Annotated in this window: 15 protein-coding genes; 8 read left to right on the top strand and 7 right to left on the bottom strand. The window is 63.1% G+C overall.

Features of this window, described 5'->3' with window-relative positions; all coding sequences use genetic code 11:
• The first annotated feature begins 59 nt into the window (after positions 1-59).
• The 3 genes from KZX66_RS09540 to tam all read left to right on the top strand — a co-directional run bounded on the left by KZX66_RS09540 (position 60) and on the right by tam (position 2956).
• Positions 60-1454 (top strand): MFS transporter, encoded by a 1395-nt coding sequence (locus KZX66_RS09540; RefSeq protein WP_248078721.1) that lies wholly within the window; start codon positions 60-62, stop codon positions 1452-1454.
• A gap of 9 nt (positions 1455-1463) precedes the next feature.
• Positions 1464-1979, top strand: coding sequence for a single-stranded DNA-binding protein (locus KZX66_RS09535; protein ID WP_003232445.1), 516 nt, complete (start codon positions 1464-1466; stop codon positions 1977-1979).
• A 215-nt stretch (positions 1980-2194) separates the two neighbouring features.
• Positions 2195-2956: a trans-aconitate 2-methyltransferase gene (gene tam, locus KZX66_RS09530; protein ID WP_248078719.1), complete on the top strand. Its 762-nt coding sequence runs from the start codon at positions 2195-2197 to the stop codon at positions 2954-2956.
• Positions 2957-2977: 21 nt separating this feature from the next.
• Here the strand turns inward: tam and KZX66_RS09525 are convergent, their stop codons facing one another.
• A complete protein-coding gene (locus tag KZX66_RS09525) occupies positions 2978-3541 on the bottom strand; it encodes a cysteine hydrolase family protein (protein ID WP_248078718.1) in 564 nt (187 codons plus the stop codon).
• 96 nt (positions 3542-3637) lie between these two features.
• Between KZX66_RS09525 and KZX66_RS09520 the strand changes: the two genes are divergently transcribed.
• From KZX66_RS09520 to KZX66_RS09510, 3 genes are all read left to right on the top strand, one after another.
• Entirely contained in the window at positions 3638-4597 is a 960-nt protein-coding gene (locus KZX66_RS09520; RefSeq protein ID WP_248078717.1) for a GlxA family transcriptional regulator, read from the top strand.
• A 171-nt stretch (positions 4598-4768) separates the two neighbouring features.
• Positions 4769-5878, top strand: a complete 1110-nt coding sequence (locus KZX66_RS09515) for a DUF3182 family protein (RefSeq protein WP_248078716.1) — start codon at positions 4769-4771, stop codon at positions 5876-5878.
• Positions 5868-6623: an alpha/beta fold hydrolase gene (locus KZX66_RS09510; RefSeq protein WP_248078714.1), complete on the top strand. Its 756-nt coding sequence runs from the start codon at positions 5868-5870 to the stop codon at positions 6621-6623. Before KZX66_RS09515 ends, KZX66_RS09510 begins: the two co-directional genes overlap by 11 nt.
• Before the next feature lie 24 nt (positions 6624-6647).
• On the opposite strand, the gene KZX66_RS09505 is transcribed toward KZX66_RS09510, so the two are convergent.
• From KZX66_RS09505 to KZX66_RS09490, 4 genes are read right to left on the bottom strand one after another with little or no spacing between them, the layout of a single operon-like run.
• A complete protein-coding gene (locus KZX66_RS09505) occupies positions 6648-7601 on the bottom strand; it encodes a lysylphosphatidylglycerol synthase domain-containing protein (protein WP_248078712.1) in 954 nt (317 codons plus the stop codon).
• Entirely contained in the window at positions 7591-8853 is a 1263-nt protein-coding gene (gene clsB, locus KZX66_RS09500) for a cardiolipin synthase ClsB (RefSeq protein ID WP_248078709.1), read from the bottom strand. The genes KZX66_RS09505 and clsB overlap by 11 nt, the downstream gene beginning before the upstream one ends.
• Positions 8850-9626 (bottom strand): endonuclease/exonuclease/phosphatase family protein, encoded by a 777-nt coding sequence (locus KZX66_RS09495; RefSeq protein WP_248078706.1) that lies wholly within the window; start codon positions 9624-9626, stop codon positions 8850-8852. The genes clsB and KZX66_RS09495 overlap by 4 nt, the downstream gene beginning before the upstream one ends.
• On the bottom strand, positions 9623-10549 hold the full coding sequence (locus tag KZX66_RS09490; protein WP_248078703.1) for a DUF72 domain-containing protein: 927 nt from the start codon (positions 10547-10549) through the stop codon (positions 9623-9625). Before KZX66_RS09490 ends, KZX66_RS09495 begins: the two co-directional genes overlap by 4 nt.
• Positions 10550-10693: 144 nt before the next feature.
• Between KZX66_RS09490 and KZX66_RS09485 the strand changes: the two genes are divergently transcribed.
• The gene (locus tag KZX66_RS09485; RefSeq protein ID WP_248078700.1) at positions 10694-12790 is read left to right on the top strand and encodes a mechanosensitive ion channel domain-containing protein; all 2097 of its coding nucleotides are present in this window, start codon (positions 10694-10696) and stop codon (positions 12788-12790) included.
• 87 nt (positions 12791-12877) lie between these two features.
• Here KZX66_RS09485 and KZX66_RS09480 read toward each other — a convergent pair whose 3' ends face one another.
• A complete protein-coding gene (locus KZX66_RS09480; protein WP_248078698.1) occupies positions 12878-17125 on the bottom strand; it encodes a DEAD/DEAH box helicase in 4248 nt (1415 codons plus the stop codon).
• Positions 17126-17292: 167 nt separating this feature from the next.
• Between KZX66_RS09480 and KZX66_RS09475 the strand changes: the two genes are divergently transcribed.
• On the top strand, positions 17293-18177 hold the full coding sequence (locus tag KZX66_RS09475) for a sugar nucleotide-binding protein (RefSeq protein ID WP_248078695.1): 885 nt from the start codon (positions 17293-17295) through the stop codon (positions 18175-18177).
• Positions 18178-18302: 125 nt separating this feature from the next.
• Here the strand turns inward: KZX66_RS09475 and KZX66_RS09470 are convergent, their stop codons facing one another.
• Positions 18303-19001: an OmpW family outer membrane protein gene (locus KZX66_RS09470; protein ID WP_017525975.1), complete on the bottom strand. Its 699-nt coding sequence runs from the start codon at positions 18999-19001 to the stop codon at positions 18303-18305.
• Positions 19002-19073 lie beyond the last annotated feature (72 nt).

Here is a 19073-nt window from a genome sequence, read left to right as displayed (position 1 = left end):
TATACCCTCTCAATCGATGGGACTGGTAGAATCGCCGCCGGTTCACACGAGGTTTTTCCATGCACGATCCCCACAGCGAACGCATGAGTAGCGGCGAGACCCGAGCAGCAAGCGGTCTGGCCCTGGTGTTCGCCTTCCGTATGCTGGGCATGTTTATGGTGTTGCCGGTGCTGGCGACCTATGGCATGGACCTCGCCGGCGCGACCCCGGCGTTGATCGGTCTGGCGATTGGCGCCTATGGGCTGACCCAGGCGATTTTTCAGATTCCATTCGGGATCATCTCCGACCGTATCGGTCGTCGCCCGGTGATCTACCTGGGGCTGATCGTCTTCGCCCTGGGCAGCGTGCTCGCCGCGCAGTCCGATTCGATCTGGGGCGTGATCGCCGGCCGTATCCTGCAAGGCGCCGGCGCGATATCCGCAGCCGTCATGGCGCTGCTCTCCGACCTGACCCGCGAACAACACCGTACCAAAGCCATGGCCATGATCGGCATGACCATCGGCCTGTCGTTTGCGGTGGCCATGGTGGTGGGCCCGTTGCTGACGCGCGCGTTCGGTTTGCACGGGTTGTTCCTGGCCACGGGCGGCATGGCGCTGTTCGGTATCGTGATCGTGGCCTTTATGGTGCCGCGCTCCACCGGCACGCTGCAGCATCGTGAATCCGGCGTTGCGCGCAAAGCGTTATTGCCGACGCTCAAGCACCCGGACCTGCTGCGCCTCGATTTAGGTATCTTCGTATTACACGCCATGCTGATGTGCAGCTTCGTCGCGCTGCCCCTGGCACTGGTGGAAAAAGCCGGCCTGCCCAAGGAACAGCACTGGTGGGTGTACCTCACGGCACTGTTGATTTCGTTCTTCGCCATGATCCCGTTCATCATCTACGGCGAGAAGAAACGCAAAATGAAACGAGTTTTGCTCGGCGCCGTCGCGACTTTAATGCTCACTGAACTATTCTTCTGGCAGTTCGGCGACAGCCTGCGGGCGCTGGTGATCGGCACGGTGGTGTTCTTCACCGCGTTCAATTTGCTGGAGGCTTCGCTGCCGTCGCTGATCAGTAAAGTTTCACCGGCAGGTGGCAAGGGCACGGCGATGGGGGTGTATTCCACCAGCCAGTTCCTGGGTTCCGCGCTGGGTGGCATCATGGGCGGCTGGATGTTCCAGCATGGCGGTTTGTCGGTTGTGTTCCTTGGATGCGCCGGGCTGGCTGCACTTTGGCTGGCCTTTGCTGTTACCATGCGCGAACCTCCCTATGTCACCAGTCTGCGTTTGCCGCTGTCGCCCGAGGCGATCCGCGAAGCGGGTCTGGTAGAGCGCCTGAAGGCCGTCGTAGGGGTAACGGATGCAGTCGTGGTCGATGAAGAAGCGGCCATTTACATCAAATTGGACACCGAATTATTGGATCGCGCGACGCTCGAGCAACTGGTTAACCCAGTGCCGACAGCGCGCCCAGCCTAGGAGAACGTTATGGCCCGTGGGGTTAACAAAGTCATATTGGTCGGTACATGCGGCCAGGATCCCGAAGTTCGCTACTTGCCTAACGGTAACGCCGTGACCAACCTGAGTCTGGCGACCAGCGAACAGTGGACCGACAAGCAGACCGGTCAGAAGGTCGAGAAGACCGAATGGCACCGTGTGTCGATGTTCGGCAAGGTGGCAGAAATCGCGGGTGAATACCTGCGCAAAGGTTCGCAGGTGTACATCGAAGGCAAACTGCAAACCCGCGAGTGGGAAAAAGACGGCATCAAGCGTTACACCACCGAAATCGTGGTCGACATGCAAGGCACCATGCAACTGCTGGGCGGCCGTCCACAGGGCGACCAACAGGGCCAGGGCGGCATGTCCAACTCGGCGCCACGTCCACAGCAGTCGCGTCCGCAGCCAAGCCAGCAGCCCCAGCGTGAGTCGCGTCCAGCGCCACAGCAGGCCGCGCCGCAACCGGCTCCGGATTTCGACAGTTTTGATGACGATATCCCATTCTAGGTTATCGCTCAGGCCCGCCTGAAAAGTTACTCCCCAAAGCCCCGAGAGTCCCGCTCTCGGGGCTTTTTGTTTGCGGTTTTGTACTCCCGGCGATTAACCCGCACCCTCCTGGATAAACATCGTGTGAGCCTCCTGATGCTCGCTCCCCCAGGGTTTGTTCTTCTCGGTGCCACTGATTTAGTCTGTAACCCCCCTGACAAACAAGGAGCGCCGCGATGACCTGGTCTGCCAAGCAGTACACGCTGTTCGAACAACAGCGCACTCGTCCCGTCCGTGATTTGGTGGCGGCTATTGCGACCACTGACGTGCGCACCGCCGTCGACCTCGGGTGCGGGCCGGGCAATTCCACTGAAGTGCTGGCCGCGCGCTTCCCTCTGGCGCATGTCACCGGCCTGGACAGTTCCGACGATATGCTGGTCGACGCCCGCAGACGCCTGCCGCAGCTCAATTTCGAACTGGCGGATATCGGCGCCTGGCACCCTGCGCACGCGTTCGACGTGATCCTCGCCAACGCCTCCCTGCAATGGCTGCCGCACCACGCGACGCTGTATCCACAGTTGGTCAGGCAACTGACGCCCGGCGGTACGCTGGCGGTGCAAACCCCGGACAATCTCGACGAGCCTGCGCACCGTCTGGCGCGCGACGTCGCGGCTGATGGGCCCTGGGCTGCAAAGATCGGTGCGGTCAAACACAATGAGCGCCACGCGGCCAGTTTTTACTACGAACTGCTGAGCCTGCACTGCAGCACCGTCGATGTGTGGCGCACCATCTACCTGCATCCGCTGGCGGATCACGCAGCGGTGGTGGAGTGGTTCAAAGCGTCGGCGCTGCGGCCCTTTCTGGCACCCTTGACCGAGGGCGAAAAAGCCGCGTTCCTGCAGGAGTACCAGGCGCGCATCGTCCAGGCCTATCCTGCGCTGGCCGATGGCACAGTATTGCTGCCCTTTCCGCGCCTGTTCATCATCGCGACCCGATGACCGCATGTGGCTCCGCAGCGGTCATGCCGCCGCTGTTTGCGCCTGCACATACTCATCCGCCGACATCACGCCCGCATAGCCGAACGCCAGCGATGCCATGTACGCGGCATGCACCTGCGCTGCCGGAATCACCTGCCCATTGAACTCCAAGTCGCGGGTGGCGCAGGCGTCATGGATCACCGTGACCGTGTAACCCAGGTCTGCCGCCGCGCGTACCACCGCGTCGATGCACATATGGCTCATGCTGCCGACCACCACCAGTTCGGTGATGCTGCGCTGCTCCAGCAGGGCACGCAGGTTCGTTTCGCGAAACGCGTTCACAAAGTGTTTAAGCACCACCGGTTCGTTGCCTTCGTTCAGCACTTTGCGGTGCAAATGCGCGCCCTGCGAGGCGGGCGTGAAGAAGGGCGCGTCTTCGGACGTGAACTCATGCCGCACGTGAATCACCGCATCCCCCGCAGTACGAAACGCTTTGAGCACCTGGGCCGCCTTGTCTGCCGCGGCCTCCACGCCGTCAAGCGGCCACTTGCCTTGGGGGAAGTAGTCGTTCTGGATATCGATTAGGATGAGCGCTTGCTTGGCCATGGGTGTTGCCTCGTGATGGGTTGATGGGCCCAGTATCTTAGCTGGCGCCGGCGCCGGGCATTGGCTGCACCGACAATAACAGGGGGAAAACTGACAATGGCTGTGGTTGAGCTGGGCGTGTTGATCTACAAAGGTGCGCAGTTGGCCGCCGTGCATGGCTTGACGGACCTGTTTGGGGTGGCGAACCGGATCGCCGCCGAGCACCAGTCTGCGCAATTGCCGCTGCTACGTATCAGCCATTGGCACGTCGATGACGGGGGCAGCCCCACCAGGACGTTCGACAGCCACCCCGGCCCCGACCAGCCGATGATGGCGGTGCTGGTGCCGCCGTCGATTGGCGAGTTCACCGAAGAACAGGCGCCGCCCGCGTTGCTCGACTGGCTTCGCCGACAGCATGCCGCGGGTACTGTGCTCGGCGGCGTGTGCATCGGCTCGATCATGCTCGCGCGCAGCGGCCTGCTGGACGGGCGTAGCGCCACCACCCATTGGTCCTCTGCCGAGTCCTTCGCCGCCAGCTACCCGGCCGTGCGCCTGGAAGCCGATAAACCCATCGTCGATGACGGCGACTTGATCACCACCGCCGGGCTGATGGCCTGGTCTGAACTGGGCCTGCGCCTGGTCGACCGCTTGATGGGGCCCAGCATTGCCGCCGACACCGCACGGTTTCTGGTGATCGAGCACAGCGACAGCGCCAGCCTGTGCGGCAGTAACTTCGCGCCGATTCTCAGCCATGGCGACGCGGCTATCCTCAAGGTTCAACATGGGTTGCAGGCCAGCGGCGCGGTGGATGTGTCCATCGCCGCCATGGCGCAAGAGGCGGGGCTGGAAGAGCGCACTTTCCTGCGGCGGTTTCGCAGCGCCACCGGTTTGAAACCCACCGAATACTGCCAGCACCTGCGCGTCGGCAAGGCGCGGCAGATGCTCGAATTCACCAACGGCACCATTGACCATATCGCCTGGACCGTGGGCTATCAGGACCCCAGCGCTTTTCGCGCCACGTTCAAGAAAATCACCGGCCTGGCACCGAGTGATTACCGCAGCCGATTTGGGGTGTGAATCGTGCAGAACACCGCGCCTGCGCGGCAGCGTCGTGCAGAATAAAACAGGCCAACTGCCATCGGCCCTGCAGCAACTGATTGATTTCAAAAGCATCCTGCGCCAACGCGCCTTGGCCTGATCCCTGCAACATTTCCGTTACACACATGGCGGGATGGCCAAGGGGGACGCATGACCCCGATTCAACGCAAGAAATGGGTAGTTGCTCACTCCACAAGGGAGGGGGCGCCCCAGCACGAAGTGGATACTAACCGCGCGCTGGCCCGTTGGCTGGCGCAAATCCTCGGACTCACATTCGACGGCAGCTACGACCCGCACAAACACGCCAACCGTGAGCTTTATCTGTTGCCGACCCAAACCCTGGTAGGTCCGGCGCAAGCACGGGCGCTCAATGTCAAAGGCCCGGAAGATCTATGGGGCGGCTATGTTGACTACGATTTTATTTGCACTAAAGCCATCAGCCACGGCCTGTTAAGCCCGGACGCCACGGCACCCGAGGGGTGGTCGGCATTATTCTGCGAGCGTGTGCGGGACGTCGTATTGGACGGCTTCAGCGTATTCGCGCTGGAAGATGCACTACCTGCCGCTACGCGCCTGCTCAACGACGGTCCGCTGCGCGTGAAACCGGTGCACGCCTGCGCCGGACGTGGCCAAGAAGTTATCCACAGCCTCGACGAATTCGATGCGCTTCTGGCGCGGCCCGACGCCGCAAAAAGCTTCAGCGAGGGGGTGGTGTTGGAACAAGACCTCAAGGATGTGGTCACCCACAGTGTGGGCCAGAGTGTTATCGGCGATCACGTGTTCAGCTACTGCGGCGAGCAATATCTGACGCGGGACGGGCAGGGCGAAGAGGTCTATGGCGGCTCGAACCTGCTGGTAGTGCCAGGCTATTACGAGGCCTTGCTCAGGCTGGACCTGCCCGACGACGTGCGCCTGGCCGTCGAACAGGCGCAGGTATTTGACGCCGCCGCCGATGAGGCCTACCCCGGCTTCTATGCGTCGCGGCGCAATTACGACATCGCCCAGGGCCGCGACAGCAAGGGCCGGCAGCGCAGTGGCGTGCTTGAGCAGTCCTGGCGCATGGGTGGGGCCAGCAGCGCGGAAGTCGCGGCGCTGCAAAGCTTTATCCAGGATCCAGGCCTCAAGGCCATCCGCGTGTCCTCAGTGGAAACCTACGAGGACCAGGCCCTGCCGGCGGATGCGATCGAGGTGTACTGCGGCCCGGCCGAGAACAGCGACTTTCTTTTGAAATACGTGACGGTTAAAGCTTATGACGGCTAGAAGCGAAAGCATTGCGATCGATATCGACGACGAACAAATGAGCGGCACGTTCCTCAGCCCAAAATCCAAAGTGCCGGGGGTGTTGTTCGTGCACGGATGGGGCGGTAGCCAGGAGCGCGACCTCGAGCGGGCCAAAGGCATTGCCGGGCTCGGGTGTGTATGTCTGACCTTCGACCTGCGCGGCCACGCCGGCGCCGGTATCCCGCTCAACCGCGTGACGCGCGAAGATAACCTGCGAGATCTATTGGCGGCCTACGACCGGCTGCTTTCCCACCCGGCCATCGACACCTCGGCTGTGGCGGTGGTGGGCACCAGTTATGGCGGTTACCTGGCGGCGATTCTCACCTCGCTGCGCCCTGTGCGCTGGCTGGCGCTGCGGGTGCCGGCGCTGTACCGCGACCAGGAGTGGACCAAGCCCAAGCGTGATCTGGACAAGATGGACTTGATGGATTACCGCAGTACGCTGGTGCAGGCCGACACCAATCGTGCACTGCATGCGTGCTCGGCATTCACCGGGGATGTGCTGATCGTCGAATCGGAAACCGACGACCACGTGCCCCACGCCACCATCATGAGCTACCGCGCGGCGTGCCAGCAGACCCATTCCCTGACCCACCGCATCATCGATGGCGCGGACCATTCGTTGAGCGACCCAGTGTCTCAACAGGCCTACACGTCCATTTTGGTCGACTGGATTACCGAGATGGTGGTGGGTGAGCGCTTGAGCATCATCCAGTCCCGATAATTCGTCACTGCCCTTAGCGCGCCGTCAGGCGGTCTTCTTCACCCGCAACGACTTGGCCTTGGCCTCCACGCCCAGGTACATCACCAGGGTGATCAACAGCGGGCAAATAAAATAAATCGCCCGATACGCAATCAACCCGGCCAGCAGGCTGCCGCGTGATGCCTCATGCTGCAACAACCCGATAAACACGGCCTCCAGAACCCCGAGTCCGGCGGGGATATGCGTCACCACGCCGGCAATCGCGCTGATCAGCAACACGCCGAGCACCAGCGGATAATCCAGCTTGGCCGGCAGCAGGGTAAAAATCACCGCCGCCATCAGCGACCAGTTCAACGCGCCAAGGGCCAATTGCAGGCACGCCATGCGCAACGACGGCAGGTTGATCTCAATGCCACGGACCGACCAGGCACGCTTCGTCGAAAACCGACACGCCGCCAGATACCCCAGGCTCGCCAGCACCAACAACACACCGACGCCTTGCAGCGCGCCGCTGCTGAGCTTCCAGCCCGGTGGCATGGTCACCAGCCCGCTGCTGAATACCGCACCGGCCAGCGCCATATAGCCGAACCAATTGGTGGCCAGGCTCAGCCCCAGAATTTTCGCGATGTTGCTGGTGCTCACCCCCAGCCGCGAATACAACCGGTAGCGCATCGCGATCCCGCCCACCCACGCGCTGAGGTTGAGGTTGAACGCGTAGCTGATGACCCCCACCGGCAGGATCTGTTTCCAGCGCAGATTCTGGCCGATGTAAGTGCGACCGATCAGGTCGAAGCAGGCGTAGACGAGGAAGCTGCACAGGGTCAGCGCGCTGGCGATCAGCAACGTGCGCAGCTTGAAGTCGCCGAGGGTCTGGAACACCTCGCTCCAGTCGATGCGCCGCGCGAGCAGGGTGAACAGTACGATCAGCAGCAGGAAAAAAACGATGGTCAACGGTTTCTTCCAGCGCTTGAAACGCGAACCGCCGGTATCAGACGTCATGGGCGTGGCTCTCAAAAGGTTTCAGACGCGGTTTATGCGCCGGCAGCCAGCCGGTCAGCGCTGGGAAGTGACGCATCACATGAAACACCAGAAAACCCACGGTCAAGCGCCATAGCCACAGGCGCGGCTTGCGGTTTTCCGGCATGGTCTGGCAATGCTCTTCGGCGAGTGCTTGCAAGCGTTCGTACAAACACTGATTGAACGCGCGGTCGCGGATCAGCACGTTGGCTTCCAGGTTCAGCGACAGGCTCAACGGGTCCAGATTGCTGGAGCCCACGGTCGCCCATTCGTCATCTACCAACGCCACCTTGCCGTGCAGTGGTCGTTGGCAATATTCGTGGATCACCACACCGTCCTTGAGCAAATAGTCATAGAGCATGCGTGCCGCGAGCTTGGCCAGCAGCACATCAGGCTGACCTTGCATGATCAACTGCACCTTGACGCCCCGGCGCGCCGCGTTACGAATTTCACGCAACAGGCGATAGCCGGGGAAGAAGTAGGCGTTGGCGATCACCGCGCGTGTGCGGGCTTTGCTCAAAGCATGGATGTAGGCTTCTTCAATGTCGTCGCGGTGTTGCAGGTTGTCGCGGTAGATCAGGCGCACCAGACCGTCGCCGTTATCGGCTGGCCATGCCGAGGGCCGTTGCTGGCGCCGCCGCCAACCGCGCCGCGCGCGCACCTGGCGCCCGCTCTGTGCGAGGGCGAAATGATGCAGGTCGGCCACCGCCGGCCCCGTCACCTGCACGGCGTAATCCTGTTTGGCTTCGGGGCCGAAATCCCCCAGATGATCGGCCGAAAAATTGATCCCGCCGATAAACCCCACGGTGGCATCCACCACGACGATCTTGCGATGCAGGCGGCGGAACCAATTGGTGCGGATACCCAAGGTCTTGGATGCGGGGTCGAACAGTTGCACCATCACGCCGGCGTCCGCCAATTCTTTGAGAAACGACGCACTCAGCTCGCCGCAACCAAAACCGTCGAGGCTCGCGACCACTTTCACGCCACGCCGCGCCGCGTCGATCAGGATGCCTTGCAGCTCATGTCCCACCTTGTCCTCGAAAAGAATGAAGGTCTCCAGCAGGATTTCGCGCTGGGCCTGGCGCATGGCCTCGAACACCTTCGGGAAATACGCCTCGCCATTTTCCAGCAACTCGAGCTGGTTGCCGCTCTGCCAGCCGTAGTCCAAATCGCGAGCCTTGGCGTCATCCGGTGGCTGGTCGGTGGAAATGTGCTCGACTGCGATGTTCATAGTTCAATCTCCACCGACAACGGCACGTGGTCTGACAAATGTGACCACGGGCGCGTATTCAGCACCCGTGGCTGGTGCACCTTCACGTTGCGTACGTAGATGCGGTCCAGCGCCAGCAGCGGCAGGCGCGCCGGGAAGGTGCGCGCAGGTTTACCGTTGGCCTGCACGAACACCTCCGTAAGGCCGCTCTGGCTCAGGTCGGCGCGCTGGCGCCAGTCGTTGAAATCGCCGGCAACCACCAGCGGCGCATCGGCGGGAATCTCACGGATACGCTGTTCCAGCAGGCGCAATTGCTGCTGGCGATGCACCTCGCGCAGCCCCAGGTGCATGCAGATCGCGTGCACCTTTTGCCCGGTGCCCGGCAGGCGCAGCACGCAGTGCAGCAGCCCTCGGTTTTCATGGCCGCTCTGGGAAATATCGAGGTTGTCGTAACTCACAATCTGGAACTTGGACAACAGCGCATTGCCGTGGTCGCCATGCGGGTAGACCGCGTTACGCCCGTACGCGACCTGCGGCCAGATGCTGTCGGCGAGGAACTCGTACTGCGGCATGTTCGGCCAATCGCTGTAGCGCTGCGGATGGCGTTCGTGGGTGCCGTGGATTTCCTGCAAAAACACGATGTCGGCGCCCACGCTGCGTACCGCTTCACGCAATTCAGGCAGGATGAAGCGACGATTCAGGGCGGTGAAACCCTTGTGGATATTCACCGTCAGCACCGTGAAATGCGTGATGGCGGCGCTTGGTGTCACGGGGATCAGTTCAGGGTGCGTCATGGCAGGACTCCCGGCTCAGGCAGTTTTCCTGGCGCCGTGGCGAGGTGCTTGTCCAGGTCGAAACGCTCTAGCAAGTGGCGCGCATCGAAGGGGGCCAGGACCTTGATGTCGTTGTCGAAAAAACACAACACATCGCGACTTTTGCGTGCGCGGGGCTTGTGCTGCGGGGCGGCCAGGTGCGCATCCGCCGGCTGTTTGCCGTGGCGCCAGCAGTCAATGCGATCCCCCCAGCGCTGGAGGGCTTCGTCGGTATAGCCGCTGGCGTATAACTGCTTGTCGCCGTGCAGGCGCAGGTACACGAAGTCGGCGGTCACATCTTCGAGATACGGCCACTTGCCGGCCGTGTCTGCGACCACGAGGGCCACGCCGTATTTGTCCAGCAGTTGCACAAACTCCGGTACGGCAAAACTCGTGTGGCGAATCTCCACCGCGTGGCGCACCGGGCGTGTGCCGTGGGGCTTAAGGCTCGCTTTGCCGTTCAGGCGTGGCTCGTGCTGACGGGCGAGGGCGGCGGCCTGTCGCGTGTCGGCTGGCAACTGCTTGAGGAAAGCCTCAAACAGCAGCGGATCGAACTTGAAGCTGGGCGGGAACTGCCACAGGAACGGCCCGAGCTTGTCTTTCAATTCCAAGACACCGGAGGCGAAGAAATTCGCCAGCGCCCCGTGCACGTCGTTCAAGCGCAGGGTATGCGTGATGTAACGCGGCGCCTTGACGCTGAACATGAAGTCCTCAGGCGTATCGGCATACCACTCGGCATAGCGCGCTGGCGTTTGCAGTGCATAGAACGAACCGTTGATTTCGATGCTGTTGACGGCACGTGAGGCAAACTGCAACTCGCGTTTTTGAGTCAGCCCCTCGGGGTAGAAGTCCCCGCGCCAGGGCTTATAGCGCCAGCCGGAAATGCCGATGTGAATCGCCGCCATGATTGCTCCCATGGGAATAGGGTCGTTGAGGGATGACTGCGAGATTTGCGTGAAAGTTTCGCTGCGCCTACAGACGGCACCCGGGAACGATCGTGGCGCAAACCCGTCAGTTCCTTACAGACCCTTCTGAACGAGGCCGGTGTTTTGCTGAATCTCAAGACTGCATTACTGCTTGGCGCACTGCTGTTTTGCTCCAGCGGCGCGTTGCAGGCCGCGGCGACCGCGCCCGAACCCGAGGCACCGGCCAAGCCGGAATTGCTGGTAGAGGGCGGCCTGCTCGGGGCCATCAGTTCCAGCATCGATGACGTGCAACAGAAACTCGATCTGAACCAGAACGTCATCGATGAATGGCGCCTGCGTGCCGACCGGGCCGCGAATGAAGTCGGACGCCTGGTGGACCAGACCGCCGCGCGCTCGCCGTGGAGCGTGGCCGGGGATTTCCTGTTGCTGTCCGGGGTGTGGATCGGCGCCTTTACGCTGTTGACGCTGCTGGGGCGCTTCATCGTGGGACGGCTGAGCCGGCGCATATTTTTCGAGCGGCGCGGGCGCTTGCTGGCGGTGCTGGGCTACGGGCTGCCCTATACGATTGCGGCGATCGTCTGCCTGCCGTTGACCCTGTACGTCAGCCACTTTCTGGACACCTCCGTCGGCCGCGCGCTGGCGCTGTGTTTTGCCTACGCCACCAGCAGCGGCATATTTTCCACCTCGCTGCTGCTGTGCGTGATCGTGATGTTCAACGTCGGCCACAAGCGAACGGCCGTACGGATTATTCGTGACTACTGTCCCAAACCGCTGTTTCTGATCGGCTTTCTCGCCGCGCTCAGCGACGCCCTGACCAGCCCGCAGATCGCCCGTCAGTTCGGCGGCAATATCACCAGCGGCATCGCGGTGTTTACCGCGTTGTTCGCCACGCTGATTTTCGGTGTGCTGGTGGTGCGGCTGCGCCGTCCCGTGGCGCATCTGATCCGTAATCGGTCGTTGGCCCAACGCCTCAAGCACCCGGCGTTGCAACAGTCGCTGCGGATTTTCTCGGGGCTCTGGTACTGGCCGATTTTGTTGATGGTGCTGGTCTCGGCGATCAACCTGATCGGCGCCGGTGACGATAATCAAAAGGTCTTGCGCTGTGCGCTGTTCACCACGATTTTGCTGATCGGCACAGTGTTTCTCAGTACGGTGCTGCAGCACCTGTTCAAGTCCCGCAGCCAGGTGGCGATCCAGCGCAGCAGTGCCTATAAAGAGCGCTTCCTCAGCTTGCTGCACGCGGTGCTGCGCATCGTCATGGCGGTGGCGTTTATCGAGGTGCTGGGGCGGATCTGGGGCGTGTCGTTGTTTGAGTTTGCCGAACGCAACTCCATAGGCCGTGCCATCAGCAACTCGCTCAGCAGCATCGGCCTGATCCTGCTGATGACCTGGCTGTTCTGGGTGGTGCTCGACACCGCGATCCAGGAGGCACTCAAACCACCGGTCAACAAACGCTCCAGCCGCCAGCCTAGCACGCGGGTCAAAACCATCCTGCCGTTGCTGCGCAATGCGGTGAAGATCATCCTGGTGGTGATCTGCGCGATTACCACCATGGCCAACCTGGGCATCAACGTCGCGCCGCTGCTGGCGGGCGCCGGGGTGGTCGGGCTGGCCATTGGTTTCGGCTCCCAGCAACTGGTGCAGGATGTGATCACCGGGCTGTTCATCATCATCGAAGACACCCTGTCGATCGGCGATTGGGTGGTGCTCGACTCGGGCCACGCCGGCACCGTCGAAGGCCTGACCATCCGCACCCTGCGCCTGCGCGACGGCAAGGGCTTTGTGCACTCGGTGCCGTTCGGGCAGATCAAGGCCGTAACCAATCAGTCGCGGCAATTCGCCTATGCGTTCTTCTCGGTGCAGTTCACCTACGACACCGACGTGGACAAGGCCGTGGAGCTGATCCGCGAAGCCGGGCAGTCGATTCGCGACGACGTATTCCTCAAGTACAACCTGCAAGGTCCGTTGGAGGTGTTCGGCGTCGACAGGATGGACCTCAACGGCGTGGTGCTGACCGCGCAGTTCCGTACCGTGTCGGGCGGGCAATATGCCGTCAGCCGCGCGTTTAACCAGCGCTTGAAAAAGCTTGTGGATAACTGCGCAGAGGTGCACTTCGCGCAAACTTATCCACAGCAGGTTCTGTTGCCCACGCGTGCGTTAAAGGTGGACGAAGGGGGGGAGGCGGTGCCTGCTCCGGGGGCATCCACCGGGCAGTCCTGACAGCTTTACCTGGGTTCGTCCTGACAGGCGGCGGTGATCTTGTTGGAGCTGTTGCGCACCCCGGCGCAGGGCAAGCTCGCTCAGGTTTCAGTGCCTGATCAACTTTTCCTGCACCGCCAACGGGTCCACGTCCAGCAACATCTGCTGCTTGCCGGCCACCATCACCGCCGCCGGCACCCCGTCCCGGTACACAATCCGATTGCCACTCACCGCTGGCACCTTGGTGCCCGGCAGCAAGGTGCCCACCAGGTTCAACGGGTCTGCGCCGCAGACCGCAATCAAGCTGCCGTCATGGGGCCTGCGACGCACTTCGCGCAGCAGCGGGATCGCCTCCGGCAATGCAAACTGCTCCCCCGCCAGGCCGCTGACAAAGCGTCCGCCGCGAATGTCGCCGCGTGCCTCCAGCCGATGGAACGTGCGCAGCAATTCGCGCCAGCTCGGCAACCAGTCCGCCTCACGCTCCAGCAGCCGCCAGAACACCACGCCATAACGACGCAGCAAGGTCATGGCGATATGTTCCAGCGTCTCGGCCGAGTGCGGGCCGGCAGCGGTGGGTGAGCGTCGCACCAAGGCCCAGCGCCCGGCATCGTCCATGCCGCCGATAAACGCGCCGCGTCCGCGCCGACTGCTGCGCGCCTGGCGTTTGCTGGCCGGCGTGGTCAGAGCGCGCAGCCCGGCGAAGCTGTCGGCATTCACCAGGCCCGCACCGACCAATTCTTGCAGGGCGCTCTCCAGTTCGCTGCGCAGCAGGTGCGCCTCGTGCACCAGTTCATCGAAAAACAGCGCGCCGTGTTCGCGCAGGGCCAGGTGGACCTTCTGGGCCTTGGGCGACAGGGTGGTGCTGTCGGTGAGTTCGGTCAGCCCGCTCCACAACGCCACCTGACTGCGTGGCAGTAACACCACCGGCGTACTGCGCAATGCCATGGCGCCGCCCTTGTGGCTCAGGCGTGTCCATACCAGTTTGCCGCTGCGGCACAGGTCATCGAGCCAGGTGCCGGTGTAATCCTTGACCCGTGCACTGAGCAAGTCGCTGTCCCAGGCCGACGTGGCGGCGGCGTAGCCTTCGAGCTGCGCGACGATCTGCGGCAACACCGCGCTGCCCTGGCCACGGGTGGCCTCGGACAGGTGCTGCCAGTCGAACAGAAAACGCATGAAGTCCTGCAACGCTACCGGTTCGATTTCGCGCCGCAGGCGCTTGACCGTGTAGCGATGAATGCGCGCCAGCAGGTGGCGTTCGCACCATTGCTCCTGCGTGGCATCCGGGCAGAAGCGGCCGCGCAGCACATAACCTTCCTGCTCCAGCCGGGCCAGTGCCTGCGTGATATCGGCCACCGGCAACCCCAGGGGCGCGGCGATCTCGATCAGGCTCAGCGGGCCGAAACCACTCAGGCGTGCGCGCACCAGTTCCAGCAGCGCCGCATCATAGGTCCACGACTCATCGAAACCCGGTAGCAGCGGCAGGTCGTTGGGATAAATCGCCTGCACACAACTCAAGCGTTCAACCGCCACCCACAGGCCGTTGTGCAAGCGATGCGCGCGCCCGCTCTTGGCCAGGGCCTGCAGCCAGGCGTCCCATTGCGGTGTGGCCTCCTGGTCGGCGATGCACGCCAGGCTCATCAATGCCTCGTGCATCTCATCCGGGCCATGGGGCGCGGGCCAGGCTTCTTCGCGCACGCCGGCGATGGCCTCGGCATCCAGTGCGCCAAGGTCGTCGGTGCTGTGCGGGTCGCTCCAGCGCCGGTTGAGCACGGCTTGGGTGCGGCGCTCTTCCAGCGGTGCGTCGTCGAGGAAGGTGTAGGGCCGCGCACTGAGAATCTCGGCGGCCATGGGCGAAGGGGCGGGCAGATCGCGGCTGATCAGGCGCACCTCGCCACGCTCCATACGCCGCAGCAGAGCCAGCCAGGCGTGGCTGTCCATGGCTTCGTGCAGGCAATCGTCGAGGGTCTGCTCCACCAGCGGGTGTTCCGGCACTTCGCGCTCGCCGGCGAGGTTTTCCAGGCAGGCGATCTGGTCGGGAAACACACTGGCGATCAGGTCTTCGCTTTTCATCCGCTGAATCTGCGGCGCCACTTTGCGCCCTCCGGTATAGCGCGGCAACGCCAGGGCCACCCCGGCATTCCAGCGCCAGCGCACGCCGAACAGCGGCGCATCGAGCACGGCCTGGATCAGCAGGTGCTCGGCGCTGTTGCTGTGCAGATAGCGCCACACTTCGTCCAGCGCAAAGCTGTGGCTGGTGGACAGCGACAGCACGATCGCATTCTCACTGGCCGCCGCCTGCAATTCGAAGTTGAAGGTGCGGCAAAAACGCTTGCGCAGGGCCAGGCCCCAGGCGCGGTTGAGGCGGCTGCCAAACGGCGTGTGGATAATCAACTGCGTACCGCCGGACGCGTCGAAAAAGCGCTCCATGATCAACGTGTCCTGGGAGGGCAAGGCGCCCAGGGCCAGGCGGGTGCGGGCCAGGTAGTCGAGGATTTGCTCGGCGCTGGCGCGATCCAGGCCGAGGTCGTCGGTGAGCCAGTCTTGCGCGGGCTGCAGATCGCCCGGCGTTGCGCTCAGCAGCGCATCCATGTGGCCCAGCAGGCGCGCCACGGCCATCGACAACGCTTGGCTGCGGCCCGGCGCCTCGCCCAGCCAGAACGGAATGGTCGGCGGCTGGCCGTGGGCATCTTCGACCCGCACTTTGCCGGCCTCCACCCGCAGGATGCGGTAGGAGGTATTGCCGAGCTGGAAGACATCCCCGGCGATGCTCTCCACTGCGAAGTCTTCGTTGACGCTGCCGATGTTGAGACCCTGAGGCTCGAGCAGCACGCCGTAGTCGGCGTTGTCGGGGATGGTGCCGCCGCTGGTCACGGCCGTCAGCCGGGCGCCGCGCCGGCCGCGCAAGGTGCGGGTGAGGGCGTCGCGGTGCAGGTAGGCGCTGCGGATGCCCTGGCGTCCGTTATAGCCTTCGCTGAGCATCTGCAACAGCGCCTGGTAATGGCGCTCATCCAGCCCGGCATAGGGCGCGGCGCGGCGGATCAATGCGAGCAAGGCCTGTTCCGACCACTCCCTGGCGCTGACTTCGGCAATGATTTGTTGTGCCAGCACGTCCAACGGCGCGACGGGAATGTGCAAGGTGTCCAGTTCGCCCCGGCGCACGCAGTCGAGCAGCGCGGCGCACTCGATCAAGTCGTCGCGGGTGGTGGCGAACAGGCGGCCCTTGGGTGTGCCGCCGACCTGGTGCCCGGAGCGCCCGACCCGTTGCAGAAAACCGTTGATGGAACCCGGCGAGCCGATCTGACACACCAGGTCGACGTCGCCGATATCGATCCCCAACTCAAGCGACGCCGTGGCGATCAGCACTTGCAACTCGCCGGCCTTGAGGCGTTGTTCGGCGTCCAGGCGCAGCTCTTTGGCCAGGCTGCCGTGGTGGGCGGCCACGGCGGTTTTGCCCAGGCGCTCGCTCAAATGCCGCGCCAGGCGTTCGGCCAGGCGTCGGGTGTTGACGAATATCAGCGTGGTGCGGTGTTCGCGGGCCAATGTCGCGAGACGCTCGTAGACCAGCTCCCACACATCGTTAGCCATCACCGCCGAGAGCGGCACGGGCGGCACTTCGATCGCCAGGTCGCGGGGGCGGGCGTGGCCGATGTCGACGATGGCGCATTCGCGCTCGGTGCCGACCAGAAACCGCGAGACCGCGGCGATGGGCTTTTGCGTGGCCGACAGCCCGATGCGTGTCAGCGGTTCGGCGCACAGCCCTTGCAGGCGCTCCAGGCTCAGGGCCAGGTGGCTGCCGCGTTTACCGGCGGCGATGGCGTGGATTTCATCGACAATCACCGTGCGCGTGCTGGCGAGCATGTGTCGACCGGACTCGGAACCCAGCAGCACATACAGCGACTCCGGGGTGGTCACCAGGATATGCGGCGCGCGTTTGCGCATCTGAGCGCGGTCTTTTTGCGGGGTGTCGCCGGTGCGCACCGCGGTGCGGATCTCCACGGCGGGCAGATGCTGCGCCTGCAATTGCTGGCCGATCCCGGCCAACGGGGTTTGCAGGTTGATCTGGATATCGTTGGACAACGCCTTGAGCGGCGACACGTAGACCACCAGCGTCTCGTCCGGCAGGTACCCGCCGCTGGCCAGGCCTTGGCGTACCAACTCATCGAGCACCGCGAGGAAGGCGGTGAGTGTCTTGCCCGACCCGGTGGGCGCGGCGATCAGGGTCGAGCGGCGCTGGCGGATCAACGGCCACGCCTGCGCCTGGGCGTGGGTCACCGAAGGGAACGTGCTGCGAAACCAGGCGCTGACGGCGGGGTGAAAGTCGTCCAGCACCGTCTCGGTCGATTCAGAAAGGCTCATGCAGTGATTGATGCCACCGGCTCCCACAAGTTGCAAGCCCGCAGTTTGTCCGTGACGGTTGCGCTACAAACCCGCAAAATGCAACGATTCTGGCAATTACCTGCGGCACGGCGCACACGCCTGTCGATAATAACCATCGTTCCAAACAGACCGGGCCTGCTCAATCTATGCGAATGCGCCTTATGTTACTGGGCGGCGGGAATGCCCTCGGGCAGGCGCTGATTCGTCTCGGTGCAGAGGAAGACATCGGTTTCCTCGCCCCCAAACCGCCCCAAGACGGCTGGGATGCCGCAAGTCTCACCCAATTGCTCGACGACACCCGTCCCGATGCCTTGATCAACCTCGCCTACTATTTCGACTGGTTCCAGGCCGAAGCGGTCAGCGAGACCCGTCTGGCCGCCCAGGAGTTCGCGATCGAACGCCTGGCCGAACTGTGCCAGCACCACACCATTACCTTGCTGCAACCGTCCAGCTACCGCGTGTTCGATGGCTCCCGCGCCACCGCCTACAGCGAAAAAGACGAGCCGGTGCCCCTGGGCCTGCGCGGCCAGGCGTTGTGGCGCATCGAGCAGAGCGTGCGCGCCACCTGCCCGCAGCATGTGCTGCTGCGCTTCGGTTGGTTGTTGGATGACAGCGTCGATGGGACCCTGGGGCGCTTCCTGGCCCGGGCCGAGCAGCCGGATGAGTTGCTGATGGCGGACGACCGCCGCGGTAACCCGACGCCGGTGGACGACGCGGCACGGGTGATCATCTCGGTGCTCAAACAACTCGATTGCGCAGCGCCCTTGTGGGGCACTTACCACTACGCTGGCCACGAGGCGACCACGCCGTTGGCGCTGGGCCAGGCGATCCTCACCGAAGCGCGCAACTATCATCCGTTGGCCGTCGAGTCCCCCACCGCCCAGGCCCACGCGGCACGCCCGGATGCGGCGGACGAACCGCAGCACGCGGTGCTGGCCTGCAAGAAAATTCTGCACACCTTCGGCATCAAGCCACGGGCTTGGCGGGCGGGCTTGCCGGCGCTATTGGATCGGTTCTACCGGCGCAGCTGAACCCAACGCAACACCAATGCAGGAGGGGGCTTGCCCCCGATAGCAGGGTGTCAATCAACAGAATCATTGATTGATCCACCGCCATCGGGGGCAAGCCCCCTCCCACATTGTTCAGGCCGTGTTGCTTAGAACTTGTAGCCAATGCCCACCATGTAAACCATTGGGTCCACGTCCACATTCACCTTGGCGCGGGTACCGGGGGCCACGGCGTTGTTTTCGACGGTGGCTTTGGTGCTGATGTCGATGTAACGCGCCTGGGCGTTGATCATCCACTTGTCGTTGATCATGTAGTCAGCGCCGATCTGCGCGGCCCAGCCCCACGAGTTCTCGGCCTTGAAGTTGCTGAAACCGGCTTCGGAGGCGCGGCTGCCGACGTGTTCGTCGTAGATCCAGGTGTAGTTGATACCGGCGCCTACGTACGGTTGGAACGCGGACTTGTTGTCCAGTGGGTAGTACACGACGCTCAAGGTTGGCGGCAGGTGTTTCAGCGTGCCGAGCTTGCCATTGGCGGCGCCGAGGGCGGTGCCTTTGATCTTCACATCATGCTCAAACGGCGTGGCCGCCAGCAGTTCGATACCGACGTGGTTGGTCAGCATGTAAGCGAAGTTCAAACCCAACTGGGTGTCGCTGCTCATGGTCGCCTTGCCGCCCAGGTTGGCGCCGGCCAGTGGGCCCTGGTCAACTTTGACGGTGCTGCTGTCGGCCTTCGGGTTCACGGTGATTGCACCGGCGCGAATCAGAATGTCACCCGCTTCGTGAGCGTGGGCAACGGGGGCGACGAGGGCGAGCGCGAAGAGGGACGCGCCGAGCAGGGACTTGTTCATGGGAGCTCCAGAGGACGTTTAAAAGTTGTACGTCCAATGGTAAAGATCGTTCCGTTCTGTCCGTTGACTCAG

Origin of the sequence: Pseudomonas sp. EYE_354 (assembly GCF_023148575.1) — a bacterium.
In the GTDB taxonomy this organism is placed as follows: domain Bacteria; phylum Pseudomonadota; class Gammaproteobacteria; order Pseudomonadales; family Pseudomonadaceae; genus Aquipseudomonas.
The sequence above is the reverse complement of the archived record's forward strand: the minus strand, read 5'-3'. Positions and strand labels throughout refer to the sequence as shown.